Origin of the sequence: Shimia sediminis (assembly GCF_003990645.1) — a bacterium.
Lineage (GTDB): Bacteria > Pseudomonadota > Alphaproteobacteria > Rhodobacterales > Rhodobacteraceae > Shimia > Shimia sediminis.
Genome location: NZ_RYZK01000001.1, coordinates 545731 through 569769 on the forward strand (window position 1 = coordinate 545731; position 24039 = coordinate 569769).

General features: G+C 58.5%; 22 protein-coding genes. 12 read left to right on the forward strand and 10 right to left on the reverse strand.

The window, feature by feature from the left end; genetic code table 11:
• Nucleotides 1-140 precede the first annotated feature (140 nt).
• Entirely contained in the window at nt 141-3200 is a 3060-nt protein-coding gene (locus EK369_RS02795) for an Rne/Rng family ribonuclease (RefSeq protein WP_127112149.1), read from the reverse strand.
• Between the two features lie 522 nt (nt 3201-3722).
• On the opposite strand from EK369_RS02795, the gene EK369_RS02800 reads away from it, so the two are divergent.
• Nucleotides 3723-5606, forward strand: a complete 1884-nt coding sequence (locus EK369_RS02800; RefSeq protein ID WP_127112150.1) for an adenylate/guanylate cyclase domain-containing protein — start codon at nt 3723-3725, stop codon at nt 5604-5606.
• 262 nt (nt 5607-5868) lie between these two features.
• Here the strand turns inward: EK369_RS02800 and EK369_RS02805 are convergent, their stop codons facing one another.
• From EK369_RS02805 to purC, 5 genes are all read right to left on the reverse strand, one after another.
• Nucleotides 5869-7203: a sigma-54-dependent transcriptional regulator gene (locus EK369_RS02805; RefSeq protein ID WP_127112151.1), complete on the reverse strand. Its 1335-nt coding sequence runs from the start codon at nt 7201-7203 to the stop codon at nt 5869-5871.
• A gap of 6 nt (nt 7204-7209) precedes the next feature.
• Entirely contained in the window at nt 7210-8973 is a 1764-nt protein-coding gene (locus tag EK369_RS02810; RefSeq protein WP_127112152.1) for a sensor histidine kinase, read from the reverse strand.
• A 36-nt stretch (nt 8974-9009) separates the two neighbouring features.
• A complete protein-coding gene (purQ, locus tag EK369_RS02815; RefSeq protein WP_127112153.1) occupies nt 9010-9678 on the reverse strand; it encodes a phosphoribosylformylglycinamidine synthase subunit PurQ in 669 nt (222 codons plus the stop codon).
• A complete protein-coding gene (gene purS / locus EK369_RS02820) occupies nt 9678-9908 on the reverse strand; it encodes a phosphoribosylformylglycinamidine synthase subunit PurS (RefSeq protein WP_127112510.1) in 231 nt (76 codons plus the stop codon). Before purS ends, purQ begins: the two co-directional genes overlap by 1 nt.
• 91 nt (nt 9909-9999) lie before the next feature.
• Nucleotides 10000-10755, reverse strand: a complete 756-nt coding sequence (purC, locus tag EK369_RS02825; protein ID WP_127112154.1) for a phosphoribosylaminoimidazolesuccinocarboxamide synthase — start codon at nt 10753-10755, stop codon at nt 10000-10002.
• Between the two features lie 157 nt (nt 10756-10912).
• Here purC and EK369_RS02830 point away from each other — a divergent pair, with 157 nt between their 5' ends.
• The 4 genes from EK369_RS02830 (at nt 10913) to EK369_RS02845 (ending at nt 13798) form a co-directional block, all read left to right on the forward strand.
• A complete protein-coding gene (locus tag EK369_RS02830; RefSeq protein ID WP_127112155.1) occupies nt 10913-11227 on the forward strand; it encodes a DUF1476 domain-containing protein in 315 nt (104 codons plus the stop codon).
• A 178-nt stretch (nt 11228-11405) separates the two neighbouring features.
• Nucleotides 11406-12419, forward strand: a complete 1014-nt coding sequence (gene bmt / locus EK369_RS02835; RefSeq protein WP_127112156.1) for a betaine--homocysteine S-methyltransferase — start codon at nt 11406-11408, stop codon at nt 12417-12419.
• Between the two features lie 99 nt (nt 12420-12518).
• Nucleotides 12519-13355, forward strand: coding sequence for an SH3 domain-containing protein (locus EK369_RS02840; protein ID WP_127112157.1), 837 nt, complete (start codon nt 12519-12521; stop codon nt 13353-13355).
• A 179-nt stretch (nt 13356-13534) separates the two neighbouring features.
• Nucleotides 13535-13798, forward strand: a complete 264-nt coding sequence (locus EK369_RS02845) for a hypothetical protein (RefSeq protein WP_127112158.1) — start codon at nt 13535-13537, stop codon at nt 13796-13798.
• 3 nt (nt 13799-13801) lie between these two features.
• Here EK369_RS02845 and EK369_RS02850 read toward each other — a convergent pair whose 3' ends face one another.
• A complete protein-coding gene (locus EK369_RS02850; protein ID WP_127112159.1) occupies nt 13802-14884 on the reverse strand; it encodes a PA0069 family radical SAM protein in 1083 nt (360 codons plus the stop codon).
• 209 nt (nt 14885-15093) lie between these two features.
• Here EK369_RS02850 and EK369_RS02855 point away from each other — a divergent pair, with 209 nt between their 5' ends.
• The 3 genes from EK369_RS02855 (at nt 15094) to EK369_RS02865 (ending at nt 17614) form a co-directional block, all read left to right on the forward strand.
• Nucleotides 15094-15792, forward strand: a complete 699-nt coding sequence (locus EK369_RS02855) for a corrinoid protein (RefSeq protein ID WP_127112160.1) — start codon at nt 15094-15096, stop codon at nt 15790-15792.
• Between the two features lie 69 nt (nt 15793-15861).
• The gene (locus EK369_RS02860) at nt 15862-16500 is read left to right on the forward strand and encodes a DUF1638 domain-containing protein (protein ID WP_127112161.1); all 639 of its coding nucleotides are present in this window, start codon (nt 15862-15864) and stop codon (nt 16498-16500) included.
• Between the two features lie 136 nt (nt 16501-16636).
• The gene (locus EK369_RS02865; protein WP_127112162.1) at nt 16637-17614 is read left to right on the forward strand and encodes an oxidoreductase; all 978 of its coding nucleotides are present in this window, start codon (nt 16637-16639) and stop codon (nt 17612-17614) included.
• 16 nt (nt 17615-17630) lie between these two features.
• On the opposite strand, the gene EK369_RS02870 is transcribed toward EK369_RS02865, so the two are convergent.
• A complete protein-coding gene (locus tag EK369_RS02870; RefSeq protein ID WP_127112163.1) occupies nt 17631-18254 on the reverse strand; it encodes a helix-turn-helix domain-containing protein in 624 nt (207 codons plus the stop codon).
• Nucleotides 18255-18320: 66 nt separating this feature from the next.
• On the opposite strand from EK369_RS02870, the gene EK369_RS02875 reads away from it, so the two are divergent.
• From EK369_RS02875 to EK369_RS02890, 4 genes are read left to right on the forward strand one after another with little or no spacing between them, the layout of a single operon-like run.
• A complete protein-coding gene (locus tag EK369_RS02875) occupies nt 18321-19844 on the forward strand; it encodes a class I adenylate-forming enzyme family protein (protein ID WP_127112164.1) in 1524 nt (507 codons plus the stop codon).
• Complete coding sequence (locus tag EK369_RS02880) at nt 19841-20482, forward strand: DsbA family oxidoreductase (protein WP_127112165.1); 642 nt, start codon at nt 19841-19843, stop codon at nt 20480-20482. Before EK369_RS02875 ends, EK369_RS02880 begins: the two co-directional genes overlap by 4 nt.
• A complete protein-coding gene (locus EK369_RS02885; RefSeq protein ID WP_127112166.1) occupies nt 20479-20841 on the forward strand; it encodes a potassium channel family protein in 363 nt (120 codons plus the stop codon). Before EK369_RS02880 ends, EK369_RS02885 begins: the two co-directional genes overlap by 4 nt.
• A 14-nt stretch (nt 20842-20855) precedes the next feature.
• Nucleotides 20856-22046, forward strand: coding sequence for a multidrug effflux MFS transporter (locus tag EK369_RS02890; RefSeq protein WP_127112167.1), 1191 nt, complete (start codon nt 20856-20858; stop codon nt 22044-22046).
• Nucleotides 22047-22069: 23 nt separating this feature from the next.
• Here the strand turns inward: EK369_RS02890 and EK369_RS02895 are convergent, their stop codons facing one another.
• Together EK369_RS02895 and EK369_RS02900 are read right to left on the reverse strand one after the other, a co-directional pair.
• A complete protein-coding gene (locus EK369_RS02895; RefSeq protein WP_127112168.1) occupies nt 22070-22609 on the reverse strand; it encodes a peptidoglycan-binding domain-containing protein in 540 nt (179 codons plus the stop codon).
• Between the two features lie 673 nt (nt 22610-23282).
• Nucleotides 23283-24038, reverse strand: a complete 756-nt coding sequence (locus EK369_RS02900) for a DUF2092 domain-containing protein (protein WP_127112169.1) — start codon at nt 24036-24038, stop codon at nt 23283-23285.
• Nucleotide 24039 lies beyond the last annotated feature (1 nt).

A 24039-nucleotide genomic window follows, 5' to 3' on the forward strand; every position in this document is an offset into this window, starting at 1 on the left:
TTGCCAAAAATACTCCCGCCGGAGGCGCCTGCGCGGGCCACGGGCGCACCGCTTGCGGCTCTCGCACGCACGATGGCCACGGGCACCAAAAGAAAACCCCGGGGGTCGATCCCCCGGGGTTTTCTGTTTCGTTCAAGCGTTTAGCTGCCCATCGACCACCAACCCTTGCGCTTCGGCTTGGGCGGGCTTGCGGGCACAGGCTCTGATACGGGCTCTGGCTCCGGTGCGGGGTCAGGTTCAGGCTCTGGCGCGACCTCCTCAGCCGCTTGCGCGGCGTCTTCGGTCACTTCCGGCGCGGCCTCTTCAACAGCGGCCTCGGCAGGCTCGGTGACAATCGTCTCTGCCACCTCAGGCGCGGCAGCCTCTGCCACCGTCCCATTGACCTCGGCATCCGCGACCTCGGGCGCTGCGTCCTCTGCCGCTTCGGCTGGGGTCTCGCCCGCAGCCGTTTCTTCCACGACCTCGGCGTCCTCTACCTTGGCCTTGCGCCCGCGCGAGCGTGACCGGCGTGCGCGGGTCTTCTTGGGCTTTTCTTCCCCGTCGTCCGTTGCCTCCGCAGCAGCCTCAGCTTCACCTTCGGCGTCCGACGCCTCTTCCGTGGCCGCCTCGGCGTTTTCCTGTCCGTCTGCGGCCTGCCCTTCGGGGCCATTGCCGGATTTCCGCCGACGACGCCGACGACGACGGCGCTTGGGCTTGCCCTCGCCATCCTCCTCCACGGTGTCCGACACCGGGGCCGAAGTCACAGCCTCTTCTGGCGCCGCGTCTTCCTCGTCCACCGCGTCCATGATCGACGTGTCCACCGAGACAACCGGCGCGCTCACCTCGGCCACCACGCGGGTCGCTGTCTTGAACTTCTCAATCGAGAAATCAGGCGAGATCAGGTGCACATCGCCCTCGATCCGCACCGACAAGCCATAGCGCGCTTCGATCTGCGCCACGTGCTCGCGTTTCTGGTTCATGATGTAGTTGGCAATCGCCACCGGACATTTCACCAGCACTTCGCGGCTGCGACGGCGGGTGCCTTCCTCTTCGATCTGACGCAGGATCGACAGCGCAAGGTTGTCGTCCGAGCGGATCAGACCGGTGCCATGACAGGCCGGACAGGGCTGAGTCGTGGCCTCGATCATGCCGGGGCGCAGACGTTGACGCGACATCTCCATCAGGCCAAAGCCCGAGATGCGCCCCACCTGAATGCGCGCGCGATCCGTTTTCAACCGATCCTTCATGCGCTTTTCAACAGCGGCGTTGTTCTTGCGCTCGTCCATGTCGATGAAATCGATCACGATCAGACCGGCAAGGTCACGCAGACGCAACTGGCGCGCCACCTCTTCGGCGGCCTCCAGGTTGGTTTTCAGCGCGGTTTCCTCGATCGAGCCTTCCTTGGTGGCGCGGCCAGAGTTGACGTCAATCGCCACCAGCGCTTCGGTCACGCCGATCACGATGTAGCCACCGGATTTCAGCTGCACCGTCGGGTTGAACATCGACGACAGGTAGCTTTCCACCTGGTAGCGCGCAAAGAGAGGCAGACCCTCTTCGTACTTCTTCACGTTCTTGGCGTGGGACGGCATGATCATCTTCATGAAGTCCTTGGCGATGCGGTACCCGCGCTCGCCTTCGACAAACACTTCGTCGATCTCGCGGTTATAGAGATCGCGGATCGAGCGTTTGATCAGGTCGCCTTCTTCGTAAATCTTCGCAGGCGCGATGGATTTCAGCGTCAGCTCACGAATCTGTTCCCACATCCGCTGCAGGTATTCATAGTCGCGCTTGATCTCGGCCTTGGTGCGCTTGGCACCTGCGGTGCGCACGATCAGACCGGCCCCCTGCGGCACGTCGATCTCGTTTGCGATCTCTTTCAGCTTCTTGCGGTCGACCGCATTGGTGATCTTGCGGGAAATCCCGCCACCGCGTGCGGTGTTGGGCATCAGCACGCAATAGCGACCGGCCAACGACAGATAGGTGGTCAGAGCGGCCCCCTTGTTGCCGCGCTCTTCTTTCACAACCTGCACCAGCATGATCTGGCGCACCTTGATGACTTCCTGAATCTTGTAACGACGCGGACGCGGTTTGCGCGGCGGACGGATGTCCTCGCTGTCGTCTTCATCGGCCACGGATTCGATGGATTCATCCTTGGCCGAGGCTCTGGACCCCTTGGCCGCGGGCTCATCATCCTCTTCATCCGGCGCTTCGGTGCCGTCATCCTCATCGGCCTCTGACGAGACCTCTTCGGCGCTGTCGGCTTTCACCGCGGCCTTGGCCTTGGTTCTGGTGCGCCGGGTCTTTTTGACCACCGGAGCAGCCTCGGCCACCTCTTCAGCCGCCTCCTCAGCAGCCTCTTCCGCGGGCGCTTCGTCTGTGGCCGCTTCTACAGGCGCTTCGGCACCGGTCTCGGATCCGTCACTTTGCGTCTCTTCACCGGTTTCGGGATCCTTGGTGGCAACCGGGTCGTCGCCTTCGGTCTTGGCGGCCATGGTCTTGCCGCCCTTGTCGTCCTTGGGGGCGTCCTCTGCGGTTTCAGCCGCTTCAGCCACCTCTTCCGGCGCAGCCTCGGCCTCAGCTTCAGCTTCTGCGACGGCCTCTTCTGCCGGGGCCTCTTCGGTCACCTCGGCCACAGGCTCTTCCGCGGTGTCCACGGCAGCTTCCGCGACGTCGCTTTCCTCGGCAGGCTCTTCGACCGGGGTTTCCTGCACCAGTTCCATGGGCGACAGGCCCTCGGTGGTGTCTTCGCCCAGATCGATGGTCTCCATCCCGTCGATCTGTACGGCGTCATCCGTCGTCTCCATGGCTTCGACAGCCTCGGTCGCGGTAACATCCTTCTTGGTCTTTGTCCGAGACCGGCTGCGCGAGCGTGTGCGGGACGGCTTTTTCTTCTTGTCGTCCTCGTCGTCGTCGCGCGCCTTCATCGACTCGGCATAGGCGCGTTCTTCTTCCATCAGCGCTTCGCGGTCCGCGACCGGGATCTGATAGTAATCGGGGTGAATTTCCGAGAACGCCAGGAACCCGTGCCGGTTCCCACCATAATCCACAAAGGCCGCCTGGAGCGAAGGCTCCACCCGGGTCACTTTGGCAAGATAGATGTTTCCGGCTAGCTGGCGTTTGTTTTCCGATTCAAAGTCGAATTCCTCGACCTTGTTTCCGTCGACCACCACAACACGGGTCTCTTCCGCGTGGGTGGCATCGATAAGCATTTTCTTTGGCATGTTGTCCGTTTGCACCCGCGCAATCGGCCGCGCCCCGGTGGGGCGTTGAGGGTGGATCGTGTTGGGTGTCTTGTCTGGGCGACGTCAGGCGCGCGGCCAAGAGGGCCGCTTGCGGCCTCTGCTCGGTCTATCAATACACTCGCGCGCTGCATCGCGTTTCTTCTCCGACGCTGGACCCTTATAGGCTCCGGCGCCTGTTATATGCCCTCCGCCGTGCGGATCGGGCGTCTCTCTACCCTTTCGAAAAAGGGCACAATCGGTCTGAGCGGGGCGTCTGGCGCATCTGGTGGCCGCGCGTCACGCTCAGCGAAACTCATGTCAGAGGTCCCAATGCGGGACTCTCCACCTTCCTAAATAAGACCACGTTGTGGATAATTACAATGGCAAAAGCCCGAACCATTCGAAAACGCATGGGAAATCTGCATGTTTTCCCGCCGCATGTTTTCTCGCGGGCGGCTCGATTGCCTTTGCGCACGCAGGTTTCTGCAGTAGCCTGACCCCAAACCACCCAAGGAACACCTCATGGAGCGACGCCTGACCACCATTCTCGCGGCCGATATTGTCGGCTTTTCGCGGTTGGTTGGCAGAGATGAGGAAAAGACCCTCCGCCAAAGGCGTGCACATCTGACCGGGATCATCCAGCCGCTTCTCGAGACCCACAGCGGTCGCGTTGCCAATACCGCCGGCGACAGCCTCTTGGTGGAATTTGCCAGCACCGTCGCGGCCTTGCGCTTTGCCCTGGCGTTACAGACCCAGGTCGAGGCCGCCAACGCGACCATACCGGAACCCGAGCAAATGCTCTACCGCATCGGCATCAACCTCGGCGACGTCGTGGCCGAGGGCGAAGATCTCTTGGGCGATGGCGTCAATATCGCCGCCCGACTCGAGGCGCTGGCACCCACAGGGGGCATATTGATCAGCCGCTCGGTGCGCGATCAGGCCCGCGACAGGATGGCGCTTGATCTGAACGACCTTGGCGAGATCACGGTCAAGAACATCGCCCGCCCGGTGCACACCTTTCAGGTTGTCCGCACGGGCGAGGCGCGCATGTCGCCCCCCCGCACCCAAAAACGCGCGCGCGGCCCCCGCGCTGCCCTTGCCATGGCCGCCGCTGTCGTGATCGGTGCAGGCGTCTGGTGGCAGATCAGCACACCGGACTTTGCCCCGGTTGATCCCGCGGCCATGTCCCTCAAACTGCCGGAACGTCCGTCCATCGCGGTTTTGCCCTTTACCAGCGTCACCGAGGATTCGACTGCAGCTTCGATTGGTAACGCGCTGACAGAAAACATTATTTCCACATTGTCCCTCTCGCCGGACATGGTTGTGATGGGCCGCGCCACCAGCCTGGCCTACAAAGACCGGCAAATCTCTCCCCGCGACGTCGCACAAGAGCTTGGCGTGCGATATGTGCTCAGCGGCAGCGTTCTGAAGTCCGGGGAAAAGGCGCGGGTCACCGCAGAACTGTCCGATGCCCTTCGCGGAGAACAGCTGTGGTCCATTCGGGAAGACGTCGAAATTGACGACCTCTTTGACGTTCAGGACCATATCGCCGAAAAACTGTTTCTCGAACTGCAGGTGGCGCTCACGGTTGGTGAATCCGTGCGCACCATCGCCGCCCTGTCCGGGGATTTTGAGACCAGCGTGCGGGTGGTTCAGGGCCGCGATGCCTTTCAGCGGTTCAATCCAGAAGGCCATAACGAGGCCATTCGAATCTGGTCCCAAATCCTGACGGACAACCCCGATAGCCCCATGGGCCCCTATCTGCTGGCATGGATTCCGTGGCAAAGGGTCATCATTGGCACGTCCGACAATATCGTTGCCGACCTTCAGAAAACCCGTGATATGGCCCAACAGGCCCTTGCCATGCAGGAATGGGGTGATCCCTATACGCTGATTGCGCTTGTAGAAAACGGCCTGGGCAACTTTGACGCCGCCAAGGCCGCAGCGGATCGCGCCCTGGAATTGTCTCCGGGCGGGGGCGATGTCAACGCCATCGGCGGCTTGGCGCTCTACAGCGCCGGTGAGGCCAAACGCGGACTGCAGCACATGTTGATGGGCATGCGGCTCGAGCCTGACTATCCCGAATGGCTTCCCGGCGCGCTCTACCCTGCGCTACTCGAAGATGGCCAGTACGACGAGGTGATCTCGCTGGCCCGCGCGGTTCTCAGCCGCGACATGCGGGATGCGCGGGCGCATTTTCAGGCCCACGGCGCGTTGATCGCCGCGCTTGTCTTCAAGGGCGAGGTGCAAGCCGCCCAATCAGCCCTGCGCGCGTTGCAGGACCAAAACCCGGACGTCACGATCAACGACCTCACCATTGGCCGAACACGGGAAAGGCCGCGCGCCTTCCATCAGGATCTGGTCAACGCCTACATCGCCGCGGGCGTCCCAAGCGCTGCGGACTGACACATCAGTATCGCGCCGTACTTCGCCGTACTGCCCCCCCGTGGGGGTCACCTCACGGCGTCCCCTGCCGCACCGTTTCAATCGTCTCTTCGAGCCGGTTTTCTGGCGTGCAGACACAGAGCCGGAAGACCGGGTTTCTCTTGAGGGTTTGTTAAGAAACACCCACCCAAACGGACAGGTATCCAAATTGTACAAAATGGAGAGTCCCCCCAAAAAAAGTTGTACAATTTGGTCACTTTGCCGATTTGCGAGTTTGTTACCGTTACAAATAGTCTGCCCGCTGCAACCCGTATTTTGCCATCTTTTCGTTCAGAGTCCGGCGCGGCAAACACAGCTCTTCCATGACGCTGGCAATCGACCCGCGATGCCGTCGCATGGTGTTGTCGATAAGCATACGCTCAAAGGCTTCTACGTATTCTTTCAAGGGCTTACCCTCGGTTGTCATCACCGGCTGCATCTCTTCGTGGTCGTTCATCAAAAGCGAGGCAATGGTGCCCTCGCCGCGACGGCTCTGCAGCACGGCGCGTTCGGCTAAGTTGATGAGTTGCCTCACATTTCCCGGCCAGGGCGCCTGCAACAACTGCGCCGCCTCCTGCGCCGAAACCTTGGGTGCCTCGCAGCCATAATCGTCGGCAAACTGCTCTGAGAGACGGGTGAACAAGGTCAGAATATCCTCGCCCCGCTGGCGCAGCGGAGGCACCGTGATCCGCAAAGCCGCAAGGCGATAGAACAGGTCCGAACGCAACGCATCCTCGGCGGTGCGATCCTGTTCCTGCAGGTTCGAAATCGCCACGATACGGGTTTCCGCAGGCGTGCCTTGTTCGTTGATAATATTAAGTAATTTGGCCTGCAGCGTGTCTGAAAGACTCTCCACATCCTCCAGCACCAGCGTGCCGCCACGGGCCTCTTCAATGGCCGGAAGCTGGCTGTCCTCGGGCAGCATGGGCCCAAACAAACGCCGCGCCAACGCCTCTTCTTCAAAGGCACCACAGCTCACCAGAACAAACTTTTTGCCCGCCCGGCTGCCCACCGCGTGCAGCGCATGTGCAACCAGCGTTTTGCCCGTCCCGGTCTCGCCATCAATCAGAACATGCCCATCCGCCTGCCCCAGATCCAAAATGTCTTCTTTCAGACGCTCCATCGCCGGGCTCGACCCGATCAGCTTTTTCATCAACTGCCCGCCATCCGACAATTCCCGCCGCAGCGCCCGCGCGTCCAAGGTCAGCCGCCGCGAGGTCGTCGCCTTCTTGGCCAACTGGCTCATCCTATCGGGATTAAAGGGTTTTTCGAGGAAATCATACGCCCCAACCCGCATCGCTTCGACCGCCATCGGCACGTCACCGTGACCTGTAATCATGATCACCGGCAGCGCACTGTCGGACCCCATCAGCTTTTTCAAAAACTGCATCCCGTCCATTCCCGGCATGCGGATATCGGTGATGACAATGCCCGGATAATCCGGCCCCAACGCCTTAAGGGCGTCCTCGGCGCTGGCGAAAGTTTCTGTGTCATAGCCTGACAAGGCCAGCCACTGGCTGATCGATTGACGCATATCCTGTTCGTCATCGACGATGGCGATTTTCATACCCTGAGCCATGTCCGTTTACTCCGCTGCCTCAATGTCTTCACTTAAGATAGGAAGCTGAACTTCGAATACAGCCCCCCTGCTTTGTCCGTTTCGCGCTGTAAGTCTGCCGCCTAAGTCACTGACAATACCCGAGGAAATCGCCAAGCCTAGCCCCACTCCGTCGCCGGGTTGCTTGGTGGTGAAAAAGGGTTCGAACAGGTCGTCGAGGTTTTCGATCCCCGGCCCGTTGTCACGCACTGTCAGCGTCGCAGTCTCGCCCGCCGCCAAGAGGATCTCGATCTCGGGATCCCGTTCACCTTTGATGGCGTCCAGACCATTGCGCAGAAGGTTGATAATCACCTGCTCAATGCGCATCCGGTCACCCATCACCCGCACCGGTTCGTCCGGAATGATACGGCTGATGCGAATGTGACCCTGCCGCAATTGCGGCTCCATCATCGCCAGAGCCGAGTTCAGAGCCTCGGCCATATTGACCGGATGGAAATCATCGCCACCCTTACGCGCATAAGACTTTAACTGTTTGGTAATCGCGCCCATCCGCTCGATCAGATCGTCGATGCGTTGAAATGACGAAAGCGCCTCATCAGGTCGATTGCGTCGGAGCAGCAAACGTGCCCCGGCCAGATAGGTCTTCATCGCTGCAAGCGGTTGATTCAATTCATGACTTACCGCGGCGGACATCTCACCCAAAGCGGCCAGTTTCGAGCTTTGCGCCAGCGATTGCTCGGCCACGGCGAGGCTTTGTTGCATGCGTTCACGTTCGGCAATTTCGCGCTGAAGCCGCAGGTTCAGGGCCCGCAAGCCTGCGCTTTCCCGCTGAAACAGCGCCATGCGCAGCGCGTTTTTCCGGGACAGCGCATAAAAGGCCACGGCCAACAGCACGGCGAATCCCATGATTTCCAACGCCAAAACGGCGTTCACTTTTTCGCGGACACTGTTGTAGGTGGTGAACGAGGTCATGCGCCAACCGCGAAACGGGATACGGGCATCTTCGCGCATCACGCCTTCGCCCTGGATATAGGCGTCCGCTGGCAATTGCGTCCAATCTGCGGTTGCCTGAATGGCGCGCTCAATCGCGCCCTCTGCGGGTTGCCGCGCCAGTGCAATGTCTTCCGTCAGGCCACGCCAGCGCGGTTCGGTTGCCAGGATGATCGTGCCCTGGCTGTCCGTGACAAAAACCGCATCCGATATTCCGGCCCAGGCGCGTTCAAACTTTTGCAGATCAACCTCAACCGCGATGACACCAATGACCTGCCCCTGAAAATCCAACCGGCGCGCATAGGTGAAATGAAAGTTTCCTGTATCCTGTTTTTGGCTGGAAAACACTGTCGCGTTAGACCGCAAGGCGCTGATAAAATATGCATTTGTGTGCTGAAGCGAGCCAATTTTGGTTCGATCCGTCGCAGCAACGGTGCGTCCGCCGGAATCCAAAAGCAGGATTGAGGCGGCCCCAATCTCTTCTACAAAGGAGATAAGCCGCGCCGTGGATTGGGAAAAGTCTCCGGACGTCAGCGCAGCGATCAACTGTGGGTCTTTTGCCAACAACTGCGGCACGATCGCATTGCGGCGCAATTCGGATTGCAGGTTGCCCGAGTAAAGCGCCAGCCGCAGTTCGGCCCGGTTGCGCGTGTTTTGCGTGAAGCGATCCGTGAGAAACGAGTTGGTGACCCAGATCGTCACCGCCGCCAGGGCCACAACAGCCGCCAAAGCCAGCCTCACACGCCAGTTGGCCCGGCGTGGGTGTTGTGTTTCATCCATGTGGAATGGCTCGCTCTCCATGGGCCGAGACTACTGGTCCCGGCACAGGGTCTCAAGTCAGGCGGTGGCCAACTGGTCCACAAGCGAGCGGAACATTGCCACCCCGTCGGTGCCTCCATGCCCATCATCCGCAGCACGTTCCGGGTGTGGCATCATGCCAAGCACGCGGCGGTTCTTGGAAATCACGCCAGCGATGTCGGCAACCGACCCGTTTGGATTGTCGGTATAGGTAAAGGCAATGCGGCCTTCGTCACGCAACTGGGCAAGTTTTTCATCGGTCACGAAATAGTTGCCATCATGGTGCGCAATCGGAACATCAATGACCTGGCCCGCTTCGTACTGGCTGGTAAATGCGGTTTCGGCGTTCTCAACCCGCAACCCAACTGTGCGACAGATGTATTTCAGCCCGGCGTTGCGACGCAGTGCCCCGGGAAGGATCCCGGTTTCGGTCAGAATTTGAAAGCCGTTGCAAACGCCAAGCGCAAATCCACCACGTTCGGTATGTTGGATCAGTGACTTGCAGATCGGAGAATTGGCCGCGATGGCCCCGCAACGAAGGTAATCGCCAAACGAGAAGCCGCCCGGAACCCCAACGATATCAAGATCCTGTGGCAGTTCGGTCTCTTTGTGCCAAACCATCGCGACATCCATGCCAGCCTGTTCAAAGGCCACGGCAAGGTCGCGGTCACAGTTGGATCCGGGAAAGACGATGACGGCAGCTTTCATCACATCAGCTCCACGCGGTAGCTTTCGATCACGGTGTTGGCGAGAAGTTTTTCGCACATTTCCGTCACCGTATCTTCGGTGGTGCCGTCAGCCAGGTCCAGCTCGATCACCTTGCCCTGGCGCACGCCTTCGACACCGTCAAATCCCAGGCTTCCCAAAGCGTGGCGCACGGCCTCGCCCTGCGGATCCAGAACACCGTTTTTGAGCATCACATAGACACGCGCTTTCATCTGCTTTTCTCCGGTATGAAGATGATCCCACTTGGGCGTCATCTTTTCAAAAACACTTGTGTTGTTGCGCGCCCTCAGCCGGACGCGCCGTTCAGTTAACCAGCGTGGGCTTTGGCCCTGTGCCCTTGGGCATGACGCCCAGTCGGCGTGCCACTTCGGCGTAGGCATCGGTCAGGTTGCCGAGATCACGGCGGAACACGTCCTTGTCCAGCTTCTGACCTGTCTCCATGTCCCAAAGGCGGCAGCTGTCGGGGCTGATTTCATCGGCAACGACAAGACGCTGGAAATCGCCATCATAGATGCGGCCGATCTCGATCTTGAAGTCGATCAGCTTGATACCGACACCGTACATCACGCCCGACATATAGTCGTTGACCCGCAGCGCCAGGCCCAGGATGTCATCCATGTCCTGCTGGCTTGCCCAACCAAAGGCCGCAATGTGCTCTTCGGTGACAATGGGATCACCCAGCGAGTCATCCTTGTAGCAGTATTCGACGATCGGGCGCGGCAACTGCGTGCCCTCTTCGATTCCCAAACGTTTGCTCATCGAGCCTGCGGCAAAGTTCCGCACGATCACTTCCAACGGAATAATCTCGCAGGAGCGCACCAGCTGTTCACGCATGTTGAGGCGTTTCAGAAAGTGTGTCGGAACGCCAATCTGGTTCAGCCCCAGCATGAAGTATTCGCTCAGGCGATTGTTCAAAGCGCCCTTGCCGTCGATGACGTCCTTTTTTTCAGCATTGAACGCAGTGGCGTCGTCCTTGAAGTATTGGACGATTGTTCCCGGCTCTGGACCTTCGAACAGTATCTTGGCTTTGCCTTCGTAAATCTTCTTACCGCGCGCCATCGGGGTCTCTTTCCTGTCTGGCGGGGGCGAGTCCCCGCTATCTGGCGCCCTCTTAATCCATGGGCGGCATTGTCGCAAGCGTGCCTGCCCCCCTTGCGGCGAGAGGTCCCCTTGTGCATACAAGACCTAACGCCAACATTTGCAAGGAAATGAGCAGATGACCACTTTTGACGACCGCGAAAGCGCATTCGAAAACAAGTTCGCCCACGACGAAGAAATGAATTTTAAGGCCGACGCCCGTGCCAACAAGTTGCTTGGCCTCTGGGCCGCTGATTTGCAGGGCAAGTCCGGTGATGACGCCGAGGCCTATGCCAAAACCGTAGTTTTGGCAGATTTTGAAGAGGCCGGGCACGAAGACGTGGTCCGCAAGGTTGTGGCCGATTTGGAAGGTAAAATCACCTCGGAAGAAATTCGTGCCAAACGCGCGGAGCTTCTGGCGGTGGCCAAAGAACAGCTGATGGGCGAAATCTGAGTCGTCACACCCGATTTGGTTTAGAAATGCGCGACGCGAAAGCTCGCGCATTTTTTTGCGTGATCTGGGTACTCAACCCGGCCTCATGATTTCCATGAAAGTTTTGAGATTGCCCCCGCGCGCGCGCCATGACACATGTGCGCGAGACTGATGTGTCACGCCCCAAGGAGTTTCCGAAATGACCAATGCCCTCTCCAAAATGCTGGAAACCCGCGACTGGATCATGGCGGACGGTGCGACGGGAACCAACCTGTTCAATATGGGACTGAGCTCTGGCGATGCCCCGGAACTGTGGAACGAACAGGAACCTGCCAAGATCAAGAAGCTTTACAGCCTTGCTGTCGATAATGGGTCGGATCTGTTTCTGACCAATTCCTTTGGCGGCAACTCGGCGCGTCTGAAACTGCATGATGCAGGACATCGCGCCAGAGAGCTGTCCCGCATGGCCGCAGAAATTGGCCGGGACGTAGCGGATGCAGCCGGACGCCCTGTGGTGGTCGCGGGATCTGTTGGCCCGACTGGCGAGATTATGGAGCCGGTTGGCTCTTTGAGTCATGCAGATGCTGTGGAAATCTTTCACGAGCAGGCCGAAGGGTTGAAAGAAGGTGGAGCAGACGTTTTGTGGCTGGAAACAATTTCCGCCCCAGAAGAATACCGGGCTGCCGCCGAGGCCTTTGCATTGGCGGACATGCCTTGGTGTGGCACCATGAGTTTTGACACAGCCGGGCGCACCATGATGGGGGTGACGTCTGCGGCCATGGTGCAGATGGTTGAAAGTCTGGCCAATCCTCCTTTGGGGTTTGGCGCGAACTGCGGCACCGGTGCGTCGGATTTGCTGCGGACCGTCCAAGGCTTTGCAGCACAGGGCGCCGAACGCCCGATCATCGCCAAAGGCAACGCCGGTATCCCGAAGTATGTTGACGGGCACATTCACTATGACGGGACACCCGAACTGATGGGTGAATACGCCGTTATGGCACGCGACAGCGGTGCAACCATCATTGGCGGCTGTTGCGGCACGATGCCCGAGCACCTGGCTGCGATGCGGGCCGCGCTTGAAACCCACGAACGAGGTCCACGCCCCACTCTGGATCAGATCACCGACGCATTGGGTCCGTTCTCTTCTGCCAACGATGGCACCGAGGAAGACGCCGCCGCCCCTGCCCGCCGGAATCGACGCCGCCGGGGTTAGGTCTGCTTTCCAACGCAGGACGCGCCGCGACAGGGGTTGAACCCCCGGGCATCCGATTGCATGCTCGGGCGGCGTATCCAAACTTGTTCGCGGGAATACATGTCAGAGCCTGAGCGTTCCTCAATCATGGGTCCGGCCCTGTTTTTCGGGCTATTGGTCTATGCGCTGGCAACCTATTCGCCGCCGGATGTCACCTATGCCAATCCGGCTGACAGCCTGGAACTGGAAGAGGTCACAGCGGAGGCAACGATTTCTCCTCCTTTGGTTTTCGAACAGCATCTGCTGCCCAATAGTCCGGAACCGCATCACGCGCTGCGACGGCCCGACAGTTCTACCAGACCCACCTCGCAAACCGCCGAACTGCGCTTTCCCGGGCCGGACAGACGCCACCCTGTCGTTGTGGGTGATTTTCGCGGGATCGTCCGACCTTTGCCTGCCGCACTCGGCGTTGCCGATTTTGAAACGTCAAACTCCGGACAACCTCCGCAACCGGGCGAGCCTGGCGTGTTGATCCAAATTGGCGCGACACGTGAAGGGCCGGTGGCACGCGGCAACGCCTTGCCCACGGTGAGGGGCGTGTTTCAGCAAGACTTTGGTTTGGCGGTGCATGGCGCCGATCCACTGCGCGTTGGGTCATCGCATTTTTCGGAACGACACCCCGGAACGCTCCCTGATACCCTCAGTGCCCCCCATCCGAGCGGGCTTCGCCCCGAGTCCCCCATGGCGACGCTAAAGAGCATGGCTGTCGGCGGCGAAAACGTGCACCTGCGCAAAGGGCCCGGGATCGGGTTCCCAACCCTCGCAACAACCCGTTTGGGGGACCTTGTTCACATTGTGGGCACCATCGGGAATTGGCGGCGGGTTGTCTTGCGCACCGCAGATGGTGAGGTTTCGGGGTGGATGTATGTGGATTATCTGCCCGACATCGAAAACTAAGCGCAAAACATGAGCAAATGTCACAAATCCCGTCTCGAAATTGCGACCAGATGACGCCATTTGACCTAGATCAGTGTCGCTGCCGGTGATCCTTTCGCAAACTGCGAGTGTCGACGTTTCGGGATGCCCCAATTTTGTCTTGGTGTGCACCCATCAAAACAATCGGCTGGGAGACACACATGAGCATTTTGTTTGAAAAAATGACCCCGGAAGCCCGTGAAATCGCAGAGGAAAAGCTGCGCGCTGAGGGGATTTTGGCCCCCGACGCCCCTCTGGAATACGCCTTTGAGGTGTTGGCATCCGAGATGCCAGCGCTTGAGCAGGCCCGCGCAGATTTCGATGACAGGATTGCGGCTTGCGGTGCGAAAGATCATGCCGCGCTGGCCCAACTGGCCATTGATAAGGCCCGGCGGGTCCAAAAGGGCATCTCAGAACTGGCCTAGGCGTCAGAACAGGGCCATCTGGTCTCCGACGGCCAAAGGAACCTGAAACAGGTCCTGGCGCAGGGGCGGCAAATCCGGGGCCAGACCCTGTCGGCGCATTGCGATCTTGAACCGCGCCGCAATCATGTCGGCATAGTGACCCTCGCCGCGCATTCGACGGCCCCATTGGGCATCATAGTCCTGTCCCCGATGCATTTCGCGCAACCGGGCCATAACGCGCTCGGATCGCATGGGAAAGTGCGCTTCGAGCCATTCGCGAAACAGCGGAGACACTTCTTGCGGTAATCGTAGCATGATCCAGTTCGCGGCCTTTGCCCCCGCCACACAAGACGCCTGCAGTATCGCTTCAATCTCGTGATCGGTGACAGACGGAACAACCGGAGCCATCATGAGCCGGACGGGAATGCCAGCATCCGCAAGGCGACGAATGGTTTGCAGACGCCGTTTGGGAGACGGCGCACGGGGCTCCATCAGACGGGACAACGACGTATCGAGAGATGTGATCGAGATGCCTACATTCACGAGGCCACGCTGGGCCATTGACGCAAGCACATCAATATCACGCTCGATCAGCGTGCCCTTGGTGACGATCCCGACCGGGTGGTTGAACGCGCTCAGAACCTTGAGACAGCCACGCATCACCTTCATGTCACGCTCGGCCGGTTGGTAAGGATCGGTGTTTGTGCCAATCGCAATGGTATCGGGTTTGTAGGACTTGCGCCGCAACTCCTTGTCCAGAATTTCGGATGCGTTTGGGCGCGCAATGATCTTGGTTTCAAAGTCCAATCCGGCAGAAAATCCCAAATAACAGTGCGTCGGGCGGGCAAAACAATAGACACAGCCGTGTTCGCATCCGCGATACGGGTTCAACGAGCGGTCAAAGGGCAAATCCGGAGAGGTGTTTCGGGTGATGATCGATTTGGCCTGCTCCAGAGTCAGCTCAGTTCGAAAGGGAGGAAGCTCTTCTTCCATGTCCCAACCATCACTTTCAACGTTGCGTTGTAGGTCGAAACGCCCTGTCTGATTGCTCAGCGCGCCGCGGGACCGACGCAGGTCCGCGGGAATTTCGGATTTTGATGTGTTCATCCCCAGAAAGTAGAACAAATAGAGAACAAATACAACAAACCTCAAGATTGTTTTGAACAGATTTCACTGGGAATGTGCATTTTCCGCGTGATAAGTCGGTCGCAGCGCGGGCCATGTCGCAATTTTGACAGTCGGCTCGGCACAAAATGACCAAATGTGGAAAAAACCACGACCCCGGCCAAACGCGTCGGCACTATTGAGGAATGCTCATGTCGGAAGAAGACGATATCATCCTGTCTGAACTGGACGACGAAGAACTGGTCCAACAGATGTTCGATGACCTTTATGACGGTCTCAAGGAAGAGATCGAAGAGGCTGTGAACATTCTTCTGGAACGCGGATGGCAACCCTACGACATCCTGACCAAGGCTTTGGTTGGCGGTATGACCATCGTTGGGGCCGACTTCCGCGACGGTATTCTGTTTGTCCCCGAAGTTCTGCTGGCGGCAAACGCCATGAAAGGCGGCATGTTCATTCTGAAGCCGCTTTTGGCGGAAACTGGCGCGCCTCGCGTTGGTAAAATGGTCATCGGCACCGTCAAAGGCGACATTCACGACATCGGCAAGAACCTTGTTTCGATGATGATGGAAGGTGCCGGGTTCGAAGTTGTTGATCTTGGCATCAACAACGCGGTCGAAGCCTATCTTGAAGCGCTGGAAAACGAGAAGCCGGATATCCTTGGGATGTCGGCGTTGCTGACGACCACAATGCCATACATGAAAGTCGTGATCGACACGCTGGTCGAACAAGGCCTGCGCGACGACTATATTGTTCTGGTTGGTGGCGCCCCGTTGAACGAAGAGTTTGGCAAGGCCATTGGCGCTGACGCTTACTGCCGCGATGCGGCTGTTGCCGTGGAAACCGCCAAGGACCTGGTAGGGCGCAAGCACAACCAAATGAACGGCTGATCCGGGCTGAAAATTACCTTAAAAGGGCCCGCCAAGACACTGGCGGGCCTTTGTTTTTTGGAGAGAGACATGTCTTTGCCGAGCGACTCGCAATTAACGGATACGGGCTTGGATCTCACTGGGGCGACCGGGCGCATTTTGTTGCTGGCCTGTGGTGCACTTGCGCGGGAAATTCTTGCCTTGAAGGAGGCCAATGCTTGGGACCATATGGATCTGACCTGCCTGCCGGCAAATCTCCACCTCTATCCGGATAAAATTCCTGATGCCGTTCGCGAAGCGGTTTCAAAGCACCGGCAAGAGTATGACGACATTTTTGTCGTTTATGCAGACTGCGGAACCGGGGGCATGTTGCAAAAGACCTGTCAGGAACTGGGCGTTGAAATGGTGGAAGGCCCCCATTGCTACAGCTTTTTCGAAGGCAATGAGGCGTTTGCCAAGGTCACTGAGGAAGAATTCGGGACGTTCTACCTGACAGACTTTCTGACGCGGCAGTTTGATGCCTTTGTTTGGAAGCCCATGGGGTTGGACCGTCATCCGGAACTGCGCGACATGTATTTCGGAAATTACACCAAACTTGTCTATCAGTCGCAGACGCATGACCCGGCTTTGCTGGCCAAGGCCCGGGACTGCGCAGAACGTCTCAAACTGCCGTTTGAGCACCGCCATACAGGGTATGGCGATCTCAAGACTGTTTTGGAAAAACTCTGAGCTTCACGTGGCAGGTCGATCCTTCGCAGCTTTGGAAACTGCTTGCAGATCGTGCCAATATTAGATCGTCCCATTCTAATTGTTCAGGCCACTGCCTAGCTCATCTGCATACCGCAAGATGTGCAGGAGAGTTCTGATGGCCATTTCCGATCAAGTCCCCACTGTTTCTGGTTTTCACGCCAAGTCCACTGGACGCGAAGTGATTAAAGACACTGACCTGGCAGGGAAAACTGCAATTGTCACCGGCGGCTACAGCGGCCTTGGGCTTGAGACCGTACGTGCATTGGCCGAGAAGGGAGTAAAAGTCATTGTTCCCGTACGCTCTCCTGAAAAGGCGCGCGAGGCATTGTCTGATGTCGCGGGGCATGTGGTCACGGCCCCGCTGGATCTTGGCGACATGGCGTCGGTACAGGGTTTTGCAGGGTCAATGGTCAGCGAGCTTTCACAGCTCGACCTGTTGATCAACAATGCCGGGATCATGGCCTGCCCCAAAGCACGGGTCGGCCCCGGATGGGAATCGCAGTTTGGCGTCAATCACATGGGCCATTTTGCTTTGACCAAAGCACTGATGCCGCTTTTGTCTGCGACCGAGGGTGCTCGGGTCATTTCACTGTCTTCGACAGGACATAAGATTTCAGACATTCTGTGGAACGACATCCAGTACGACAACACCGACTATGACAAATGGCAGGCGTATGGCCAGGCCAAGACCGCCAATGCACTGTTTGCCAATGCTTTGTCCCGCCGATTGAAAGACACAGGTGGTCTTGCTTTCTCTGTGCATCCCGGCGGAATTTTTACGCCCCTGCAACGCCATCTGCCCAAAGAGGAAATGATCGCACTGGGGTGGCTGGACGCGTCCGGCGAACCCTCGGAATTGGCGAAACAAGGTTTCAAGACGCCAGAACAAGGCTGTTCAACCACGCTTTGGGCGGCCACATCGAGCAAGCTCTCGGGCAAGGCGGGTGTCTATTGCGAAGATTGCGACATTGCAGCGCCCACGGACCCCGAAAGCCCAACGGCGCGTTTCTTTGGTGTGAACGCTCATGCCTGTGATGATGAGAGCGCCGAACGGTTGTGGAACATCAGCGAAGGGCTTTTGGAAAACACCTGATTGCCAACTCAGGGGCTCACATCAAGGACGTTACCCAAAGGATGTTTGCATCTTCCTGCGAAACCGAGATGGCATTGTGCCCCATCGAGCCGTCATAATAGGCGCTGTCGCCACGTCGCATTTCGATAGGTTCATAGAACTCGGTGTAGAGCCGGATCACCCCGGTCAGAACATAGAGGAACTCTTCACCGTCGTGGCGCACCCAGCCGTCGAATTCATCCATCGAGCGGGCCCGTACACGCGCACGATAAGGCAACATGGTTTTCTTGGTCAGGGTTTCTGCCAAAAGCTCGTGCTCGTAGGTGGTGGTTGCTTGGAGCATCCCTTGGCCAGAAGGCACCACGGCCAACCGGCCGTTAACCTGTTCTTTTTGTGGCGGTGTGAACAGTTGCGGAACCGAAATCTCGAGCCCAACAGCGAGCTTTTTCAACGCATCATAGGTCGGAGACATTTGACCGTTTTCAATCTTGGACAGGGTTGATCGTGCCAAACCCGCCTGCTTTGCGGCCTGTTCCAGCGTCCAATCGCGTGCTTTGCGCAGGTCCCGCACCCGTTGGCCCAGGTCAAGCGGCTCAATGTGGTCATGTTGACCGTTTTCACGGGCCACACGGATCAAGGATTGGGGATCTTTGTCGGTCATAGCGCGTCTTGTAGACCGCGCTCTGGTGCCCTTGCAACTCCCCTGCCCCCACAATACCAAGAATACATGATTTCTGTTTTTGATCAGGGCCAACATCCAGCGGCGCCAGCATCTTTCAACATGGCTGCGCATGTACTGGCGCATGCCGACCGCCTGGCTGACAAGATCGCCCTGTCGGTCATGTCGGTCAGCGGGGCGCAGGACTGGACCTTTGGCGCATTGAAAGACGCTGTTTTGGGAACCGGAACAGGTCTTTTGCACCAAGGCTTGCAGCCGGGTGACCGGGTTCTCATGCGGCTGGGCAATACGGTGGAGTTTCCGATTGCCTATCTCGGGGCCATCGCGGTGGGATTGGTGCCAGTTCCGACCTCATCGCAGCTGACAGAGGCGGAAGTGGCGAAAATGCTGGCGGAGTTAGAGCCTGGTGCGATTCTGCGTGATCCAAAAGTCGCCTGCCCTGAAACGCCGAACATCGCACAAATCTCACTGGCGCAGTTGGAAGACATGCGTGACCTGGAGGCGGCGGATTTCAACATGGGTGACCCGGATCGGATGGCGTACATCATCTACACGTCCGGCACATCCGGAGTGCCACGAGCGGTCTGCCACGCACACCGAGCGATCTGGGCACGGCAAATGATGCACGAAGGCTGGTACGGACTGGTGTCTGACGACCGGTTGATGCACGCAGGTGCCTTTAACTGGACCTATACGCTTGGCACCGGCCTGATGGATCCATGGTCGGTCGGTGCCACTGCCCTGATCCCGGACAAAGGCGTCGACATCGGTACGCTTCCCGTCCTTTTGAAGCGACACAAGGCCACCATCTTTGCCGCCGCCCCCGGGGTTTACCGCAAAATGCTCTCGGATCACCCGGACATCCACCTACCGGACTTGCGTCATGGCCTTTCCGCCGGAGAAAAACTCTCCGAGACCATTCGTGAAGAGTGGTTCGAGGCCACAGGGACCGCGCTTCTGGAAGCTTATGGCATGTCAGAATGCTCAACTTTCATTTCCGCAAGCCCAACTTTGCGCGAGCATCCAGGCACGCTGGGCAGACCCCAGGTCGGCAGACGCATCGCGTTGGTCGGTGACGACGGAGACCCTGTACCGCTAGGAGATGAGGGCACCATCGCCGTTTCCCGCCGCGACCCGGGCCTGATGTTGGGGTATTGGCGCGCTCCGGAGGAAACCGAAGCACGGTTTACGGGTGAGTGGTTTCTTACCGGCGACCGCGGCACCATGGATGAGGCGTATTACGTCCGCTACGCGGGTCGGGCCGACGATATGATGAATGCCGGAGGCTACCGCGTTTCACCGCTGGAGGTCGAGGCAACCCTGTCACGCTTTCCGGGCATCGTCTCAGTTGGTGTGACAGACGTTGAGATCAAAAAGGACGCCCGCGTTATTGCTGCGTTTTACACAAGTGCTGGCGAACTGGACGAACAGACGCTCAGGGCTTATGTGGAGGAAACACTGGCGCGATACAAACAGCCCCGCCTGTTTCAACGACTGGAAGCGCTGCCCACAAACCCTAACGGCAAACTCAGCCGCCGCGCTTTGCGCGACCAATTCAAGGCGACAAAATGATCAAGCTCGACATCCTGTCCGATCCAATTTGCCCATGGTGCTACATCGGCAAGGCACGCCTGGAAAAAGCGATGGAGGCTGAGTCGGATCATCCTTTTGCAATTGAATGGCATCCCTTTCAGCTGAACCCGGACATGCCCGAAGAGGGTATGGACCGCCGCGAGTATCTTGAAACCAAGTTTGGAGGCAAAGAGAACGCGATTCGCGTCTACGGCGAGATCGACCGCCATGCGCGTGAAGAGGGTCTCGAGATCGACTTTGGCGCGATACAACGAACACCCAACACGGTGAACGCGCACCGGCTGATCCATTGGGCAGGCATCGAAGGCAAGCAAACCGCAGTCGTTGACGCCTTGTTCAAGGCTTACTTTCGTGACGGCCGCGACATTGGTGACGTCGAAGTCCTGTGTGATGTTGCCGACGGTGCGGGGCTTGATGCCGCGGTCATTGGCAAGCTTCTGAAAACAGACGAAGATGCGGATATGATCCGTGAACGTGATGCACACAGCCGAAAAATGGGCGTAAACTCGGTGCCGACCTTCATCGTGGACAACCGGCACGCAGTTCCAGGCGCCCAGACCGCAGAGCTTTGGATCAAGGTAATTCGAGAATTGAACGAGAAACAGGCGGCCTCATGAGTCCGGGCCTGCGTCTTTTCTTTCTTGTCCTCCTGCTGGTGCCGGTGATTTTCTGTGGCACCGTGTTTTTTCACTTTGTGGAGGGGTGGAGCTGGATCGACAGCTACTTTTTCTCTGTCATCACTCTTTCGACGGTGGGCTATGGATCGCTTGTTCCGGCCACCACATTGGGCAAGATCGGCACAACCGTTTTTATTTTCCTGGGACTGGGTATTTTTGCCTTTGTCATCCAGCAATTTGGAGCCTTCACAGCGGACAGGCACAAAGCGCATTCTGAGTGGTTGATTGCACGGCTGGGACATCACAAAGCCGCGCACGAACCGCACGCGGACAACACAGACGATCAGCCTGCAGAATGAAAAAAGATCATCCCATGTCCCGCGTCGAATTTGTGGCACTTTGTGCCATGATGTTCGCCACCATCGCGTTCTCCATCGACGCGATGCTGCCTGCCTTGCCGGAAATCGGGCGCGAGCTCAGCCCTGATAACCTCAACCGGGCACAAATGATCCTGACAAGCTTCATGTTGGGCATGGGGATTGGCACGTTTTTCACAGGTCCTTTGTCAGATACTTTCGGGCGCAAACCCGTCGTTGTGGGCGGGGCTGTGGTCTACATGGTGTGCGCGGCCATCGGATGGGCGTCGCAGTCTCTGGAACTGGTTCTTGCCGCGCGCCTGATGCAGGGGGTCGGGGCAGCGGGTCCAAGGGTCGTAACCCTTGCGATCATTCGAGATTTATACTCTGGGCGCGACATGGCACGCCTGGTGTCGATCGTGATGCTGATCTTCACCCTCGTCCCAGCGATTGCCCCTCTGTTGGGGTCGTTTATTATCGCCTTTAGCGGATGGCGGGGCGTGTTTGTCGCCTTTATCTTGTTTTCACTGTTGACCGTGGTTTGGCTGAGCCTCCGCTTGCCCGAACCCTTGGCCCGCGAGGATCGTCGCCCGTTCCGCCTGCCGGTGCTGATTGCCGCCGTTGGAGAGATGTGGGCAATTCCAGTGGTGCGTATTTCGATCCTTGTTCAAACGCTGTGCTTTGCGATGCTTATGACAATCCTCACCAGTGTACAGCAGGTCTATGACATCACTTTTGCCCGCGGCGAGAACTTTCCCTATTGGTTCGCGATGGTATCGCTGATCGCGGGCACGGCCAGCATCCTGAATGCCTGGCTTGTGATGCGGTTGGGTATGAGGTTCCTCGTGGCAGTCACTTTGGCTGTTCAGGTTGGCTGCTCACTTGCCATGCTGATTGCCTGGCTGAGCTTGCCGGTCGGTCCCCTGCTCTTTGGTGTTTTCGTAGCTTGGCAGACGACACTCTTCTTCCAGGCTGGCATGACCCTGGGGAATCTCAACGCCATGGCTATGGAGCCGCTTGGTCACATGGCTGGCACTGCGGCCAGTGTGATGGGGGCGATTTCAACCGTTTTCGGGGCCGCTCTTGCCGTTCCTGTCGGGTTGGCCTTTGACGGCACCCCACTACCCCTTGCGTTGGGGATAGGGGTAGAGGCGGCCGTCGGCTTTGGCCTCATGTTTTGGATGAAACGTGCCGAGGCGCGCGGTTAAGCGCACCCCGGCTGAATGGACACTTACTGATCCGCAGTAGCTTCGGTGCCAGACTCTGTGTCGACCTCTTTTGCCTCGGACTCATCCGCTGACGCATCGCCATCTCCGGCGGGAGCGTCTTCCGTCGCAGCGTCGCCCTCGGCTGGAGCAGTGGCTTCCTGCTCAGAGTTCGCCGCCGGATTGGTCGGGACTTCGAACCCCAAGAGTTCAGCCGTCTGCACGTCAACAACGCCAGTCGACTCGAGCCCGTTGTCGTACTGATACCACATGACAGCGGTTTCCGTGCCGCTACCGTAGACGCCATCAGCGGTTCCAACGTCGTAGCCAGCACCAATCAAACCTGTTTGCAGCTCTTTGACCACGGCACCCTGTGTCATCGGATCCGTCAGAGCGAGCCCCACCACAGTTTCTGGTTCCGCCGCATCGGGCGGGTCGCTGACGATCTCATAGACACGCTCGTCCTCATAATATGTCGAGCGGTAGAGAACGCCGTCGCACAGATACATGGTTTCGCCGCCATCCACGATTTTCTCGCAATCTTTGTCAGACGGCAAATCTGTCACAAAGACAAGGGTGGAGGTCACAAGCAGCGCTGTAAAGAACCAGCCCCATGATGAATGGTAATAGTAGTCACCCCAATGGTAGTGCGGCGGCCGATAGTAAGGGGGGCGATGGTACGGCGGCCGCCAATAAGGCGGGCGGGAATGCGGCGGACGGTAACCGGGCGGACGGTACCCGGGGCGATGCGCAGGCTTGGCACCCGGCGGACGGGCCCCGGGTTTGCCCATGTTTGGCGGGCGCACACCATTTCCAGGAGGACGTCGATCACCGGGTTGAACAGCCGGACGAGCCTTGTTGCCCGGCTTGGCTGCAGGCCGTGTCGCGGCAGGGTTGTTTGGCCGTGTTCCGACCTCGGGGCGCGTCGACGGCGCAGGGCGTGTGCCAGTGGCCGGTCTTGTCCCTGTGGAAGGGCGTGTTCCGGTGGAGGGACGCGTGCCGGTCGACGGGCGGGTTCCCTGCGAAGGTCTCGTACCGGCAGAGGGTCTCGCACCTGTCGAAGGGCGCACCTTGGCGCCGCCAGCAGGACGGGCGCCTCCACCTTTGAAGCCCCCTCCTTTGTTTCGGGCAAAGGCTGAAGAGATATCAAAACTCAATGTTGCCACGCCTTGGGGGGACGTCCCGATGGCCAGAGCGACGACCAGCAGTCCTGTGAAAACCTGTTTCATCTCTCTCTCCTCAGTTTCTTTCCGGGACTTTTGGCCAGCTCATACGCTCGCTATCCGCGCCAGGGACGTAGGTGAACGTCCCCTCAGGGACTTCAGGCGCAAAGTTCCAGCCGGTGAAGTAGGCCCGGTACTGTGGCCACCCTTGGGTGTATGGATCTGTGCCAACCAACATCAAAAGCCGCGGGCTTTCCGGATCATCCGCGATCCAGATTTGCCAGTCTTCGTCATAATTGCTGAGTGCGATGTGGTGAGCCACTTCTCCGCCGACACGTGTCAATCCAAGGTAGGCAGATTGTTCGGCTGAACCCAAATAGTCTGCGCTATACTGCATGGAGAGCACTGACCAGATGGGCAGCTCCAGGTCATATTCATCCCTGGCACGATGCACGAGGTCTTCAAAATCTCCGACAAAGGCGATCTGAGCATAGGCGTCGTTGTCGACGTTATGGACGGTAAAATTCACACCATCATAGAAAAACTCACGCGATGCCATTCCGCGTTCAAGATACCCGTAAAACCCATCTTCGCGATCCAGCAAACTGTGCCCGCTGCGTACTTCGGTGATTTTCTCGCGCCCCTCCACCACTGTGTCAAAAGAGACAAACCAATTCACCGACAGCTGATCCTGATCCGAGAGGTATTGCGCGGCCTGTTCAATGATCTCAACCGCTTTGGGCTCCATGGCCGGAGGTGGTTCGGACTCGGCCCACGCCGTTCCGACGGCAAATACGGCGCAGACGCTCACGGCAGACTTGAGGACATGCATA

Bases quoted from the DNA above. Each gene is read 5' to 3' on its own strand.
- EK369_RS02795 (WP_127112149.1), bottom strand. From the start codon at position 3,200: ATGCCAAAGAAAATGCTTATCGATGCCACCCACGCGGAAGAGACCCGT.
- EK369_RS02800 (WP_127112150.1), top strand. From the start codon at position 3,723: ATGGAGCGACGCCTGACCACCATTCTCGCGGCCGATATTGTCGGCTTT.
- EK369_RS02805 (WP_127112151.1), bottom strand. From the start codon at position 7,203: ATGGCTCAGGGTATGAAAATCGCCATCGTCGATGACGAACAGGATATG.
- EK369_RS02810 (WP_127112152.1), bottom strand. From the start codon at position 8,973: ATGGAGAGCGAGCCATTCCACATGGATGAAACACAACACCCACGCCGG.
- purQ (WP_127112153.1), bottom strand. From the start codon at position 9,678: ATGAAAGCTGCCGTCATCGTCTTTCCCGGATCCAACTGTGACCGCGAC.
- purS (WP_127112510.1), bottom strand. From the start codon at position 9,908: ATGAAAGCGCGTGTCTATGTGATGCTCAAAAACGGTGTTCTGGATCCG.
- purC (WP_127112154.1), bottom strand. From the start codon at position 10,755: ATGGCGCGCGGTAAGAAGATTTACGAAGGCAAAGCCAAGATACTGTTC.
- EK369_RS02830 (WP_127112155.1), top strand. From the start codon at position 10,913: ATGACCACTTTTGACGACCGCGAAAGCGCATTCGAAAACAAGTTCGCC.
- bmt (WP_127112156.1), top strand. From the start codon at position 11,406: ATGACCAATGCCCTCTCCAAAATGCTGGAAACCCGCGACTGGATCATG.
- EK369_RS02840 (WP_127112157.1), top strand. From the start codon at position 12,519: ATGTCAGAGCCTGAGCGTTCCTCAATCATGGGTCCGGCCCTGTTTTTC.
- EK369_RS02845 (WP_127112158.1), top strand. From the start codon at position 13,535: ATGAGCATTTTGTTTGAAAAAATGACCCCGGAAGCCCGTGAAATCGCA.
- EK369_RS02850 (WP_127112159.1), bottom strand. From the start codon at position 14,884: ATGAACACATCAAAATCCGAAATTCCCGCGGACCTGCGTCGGTCCCGC.
- EK369_RS02855 (WP_127112160.1), top strand. From the start codon at position 15,094: ATGTCGGAAGAAGACGATATCATCCTGTCTGAACTGGACGACGAAGAA.
- EK369_RS02860 (WP_127112161.1), top strand. From the start codon at position 15,862: ATGTCTTTGCCGAGCGACTCGCAATTAACGGATACGGGCTTGGATCTC.
- EK369_RS02865 (WP_127112162.1), top strand. From the start codon at position 16,637: ATGGCCATTTCCGATCAAGTCCCCACTGTTTCTGGTTTTCACGCCAAG.
- EK369_RS02870 (WP_127112163.1), bottom strand. From the start codon at position 18,254: ATGACCGACAAAGATCCCCAATCCTTGATCCGTGTGGCCCGTGAAAAC.
- EK369_RS02875 (WP_127112164.1), top strand. From the start codon at position 18,321: ATGATTTCTGTTTTTGATCAGGGCCAACATCCAGCGGCGCCAGCATCT.
- EK369_RS02880 (WP_127112165.1), top strand. From the start codon at position 19,841: ATGATCAAGCTCGACATCCTGTCCGATCCAATTTGCCCATGGTGCTAC.
- EK369_RS02885 (WP_127112166.1), top strand. From the start codon at position 20,479: ATGAGTCCGGGCCTGCGTCTTTTCTTTCTTGTCCTCCTGCTGGTGCCG.
- EK369_RS02890 (WP_127112167.1), top strand. From the start codon at position 20,856: ATGTCCCGCGTCGAATTTGTGGCACTTTGTGCCATGATGTTCGCCACC.
- EK369_RS02900 (WP_127112169.1), bottom strand. From the start codon at position 24,038: ATGCATGTCCTCAAGTCTGCCGTGAGCGTCTGCGCCGTATTTGCCGTC.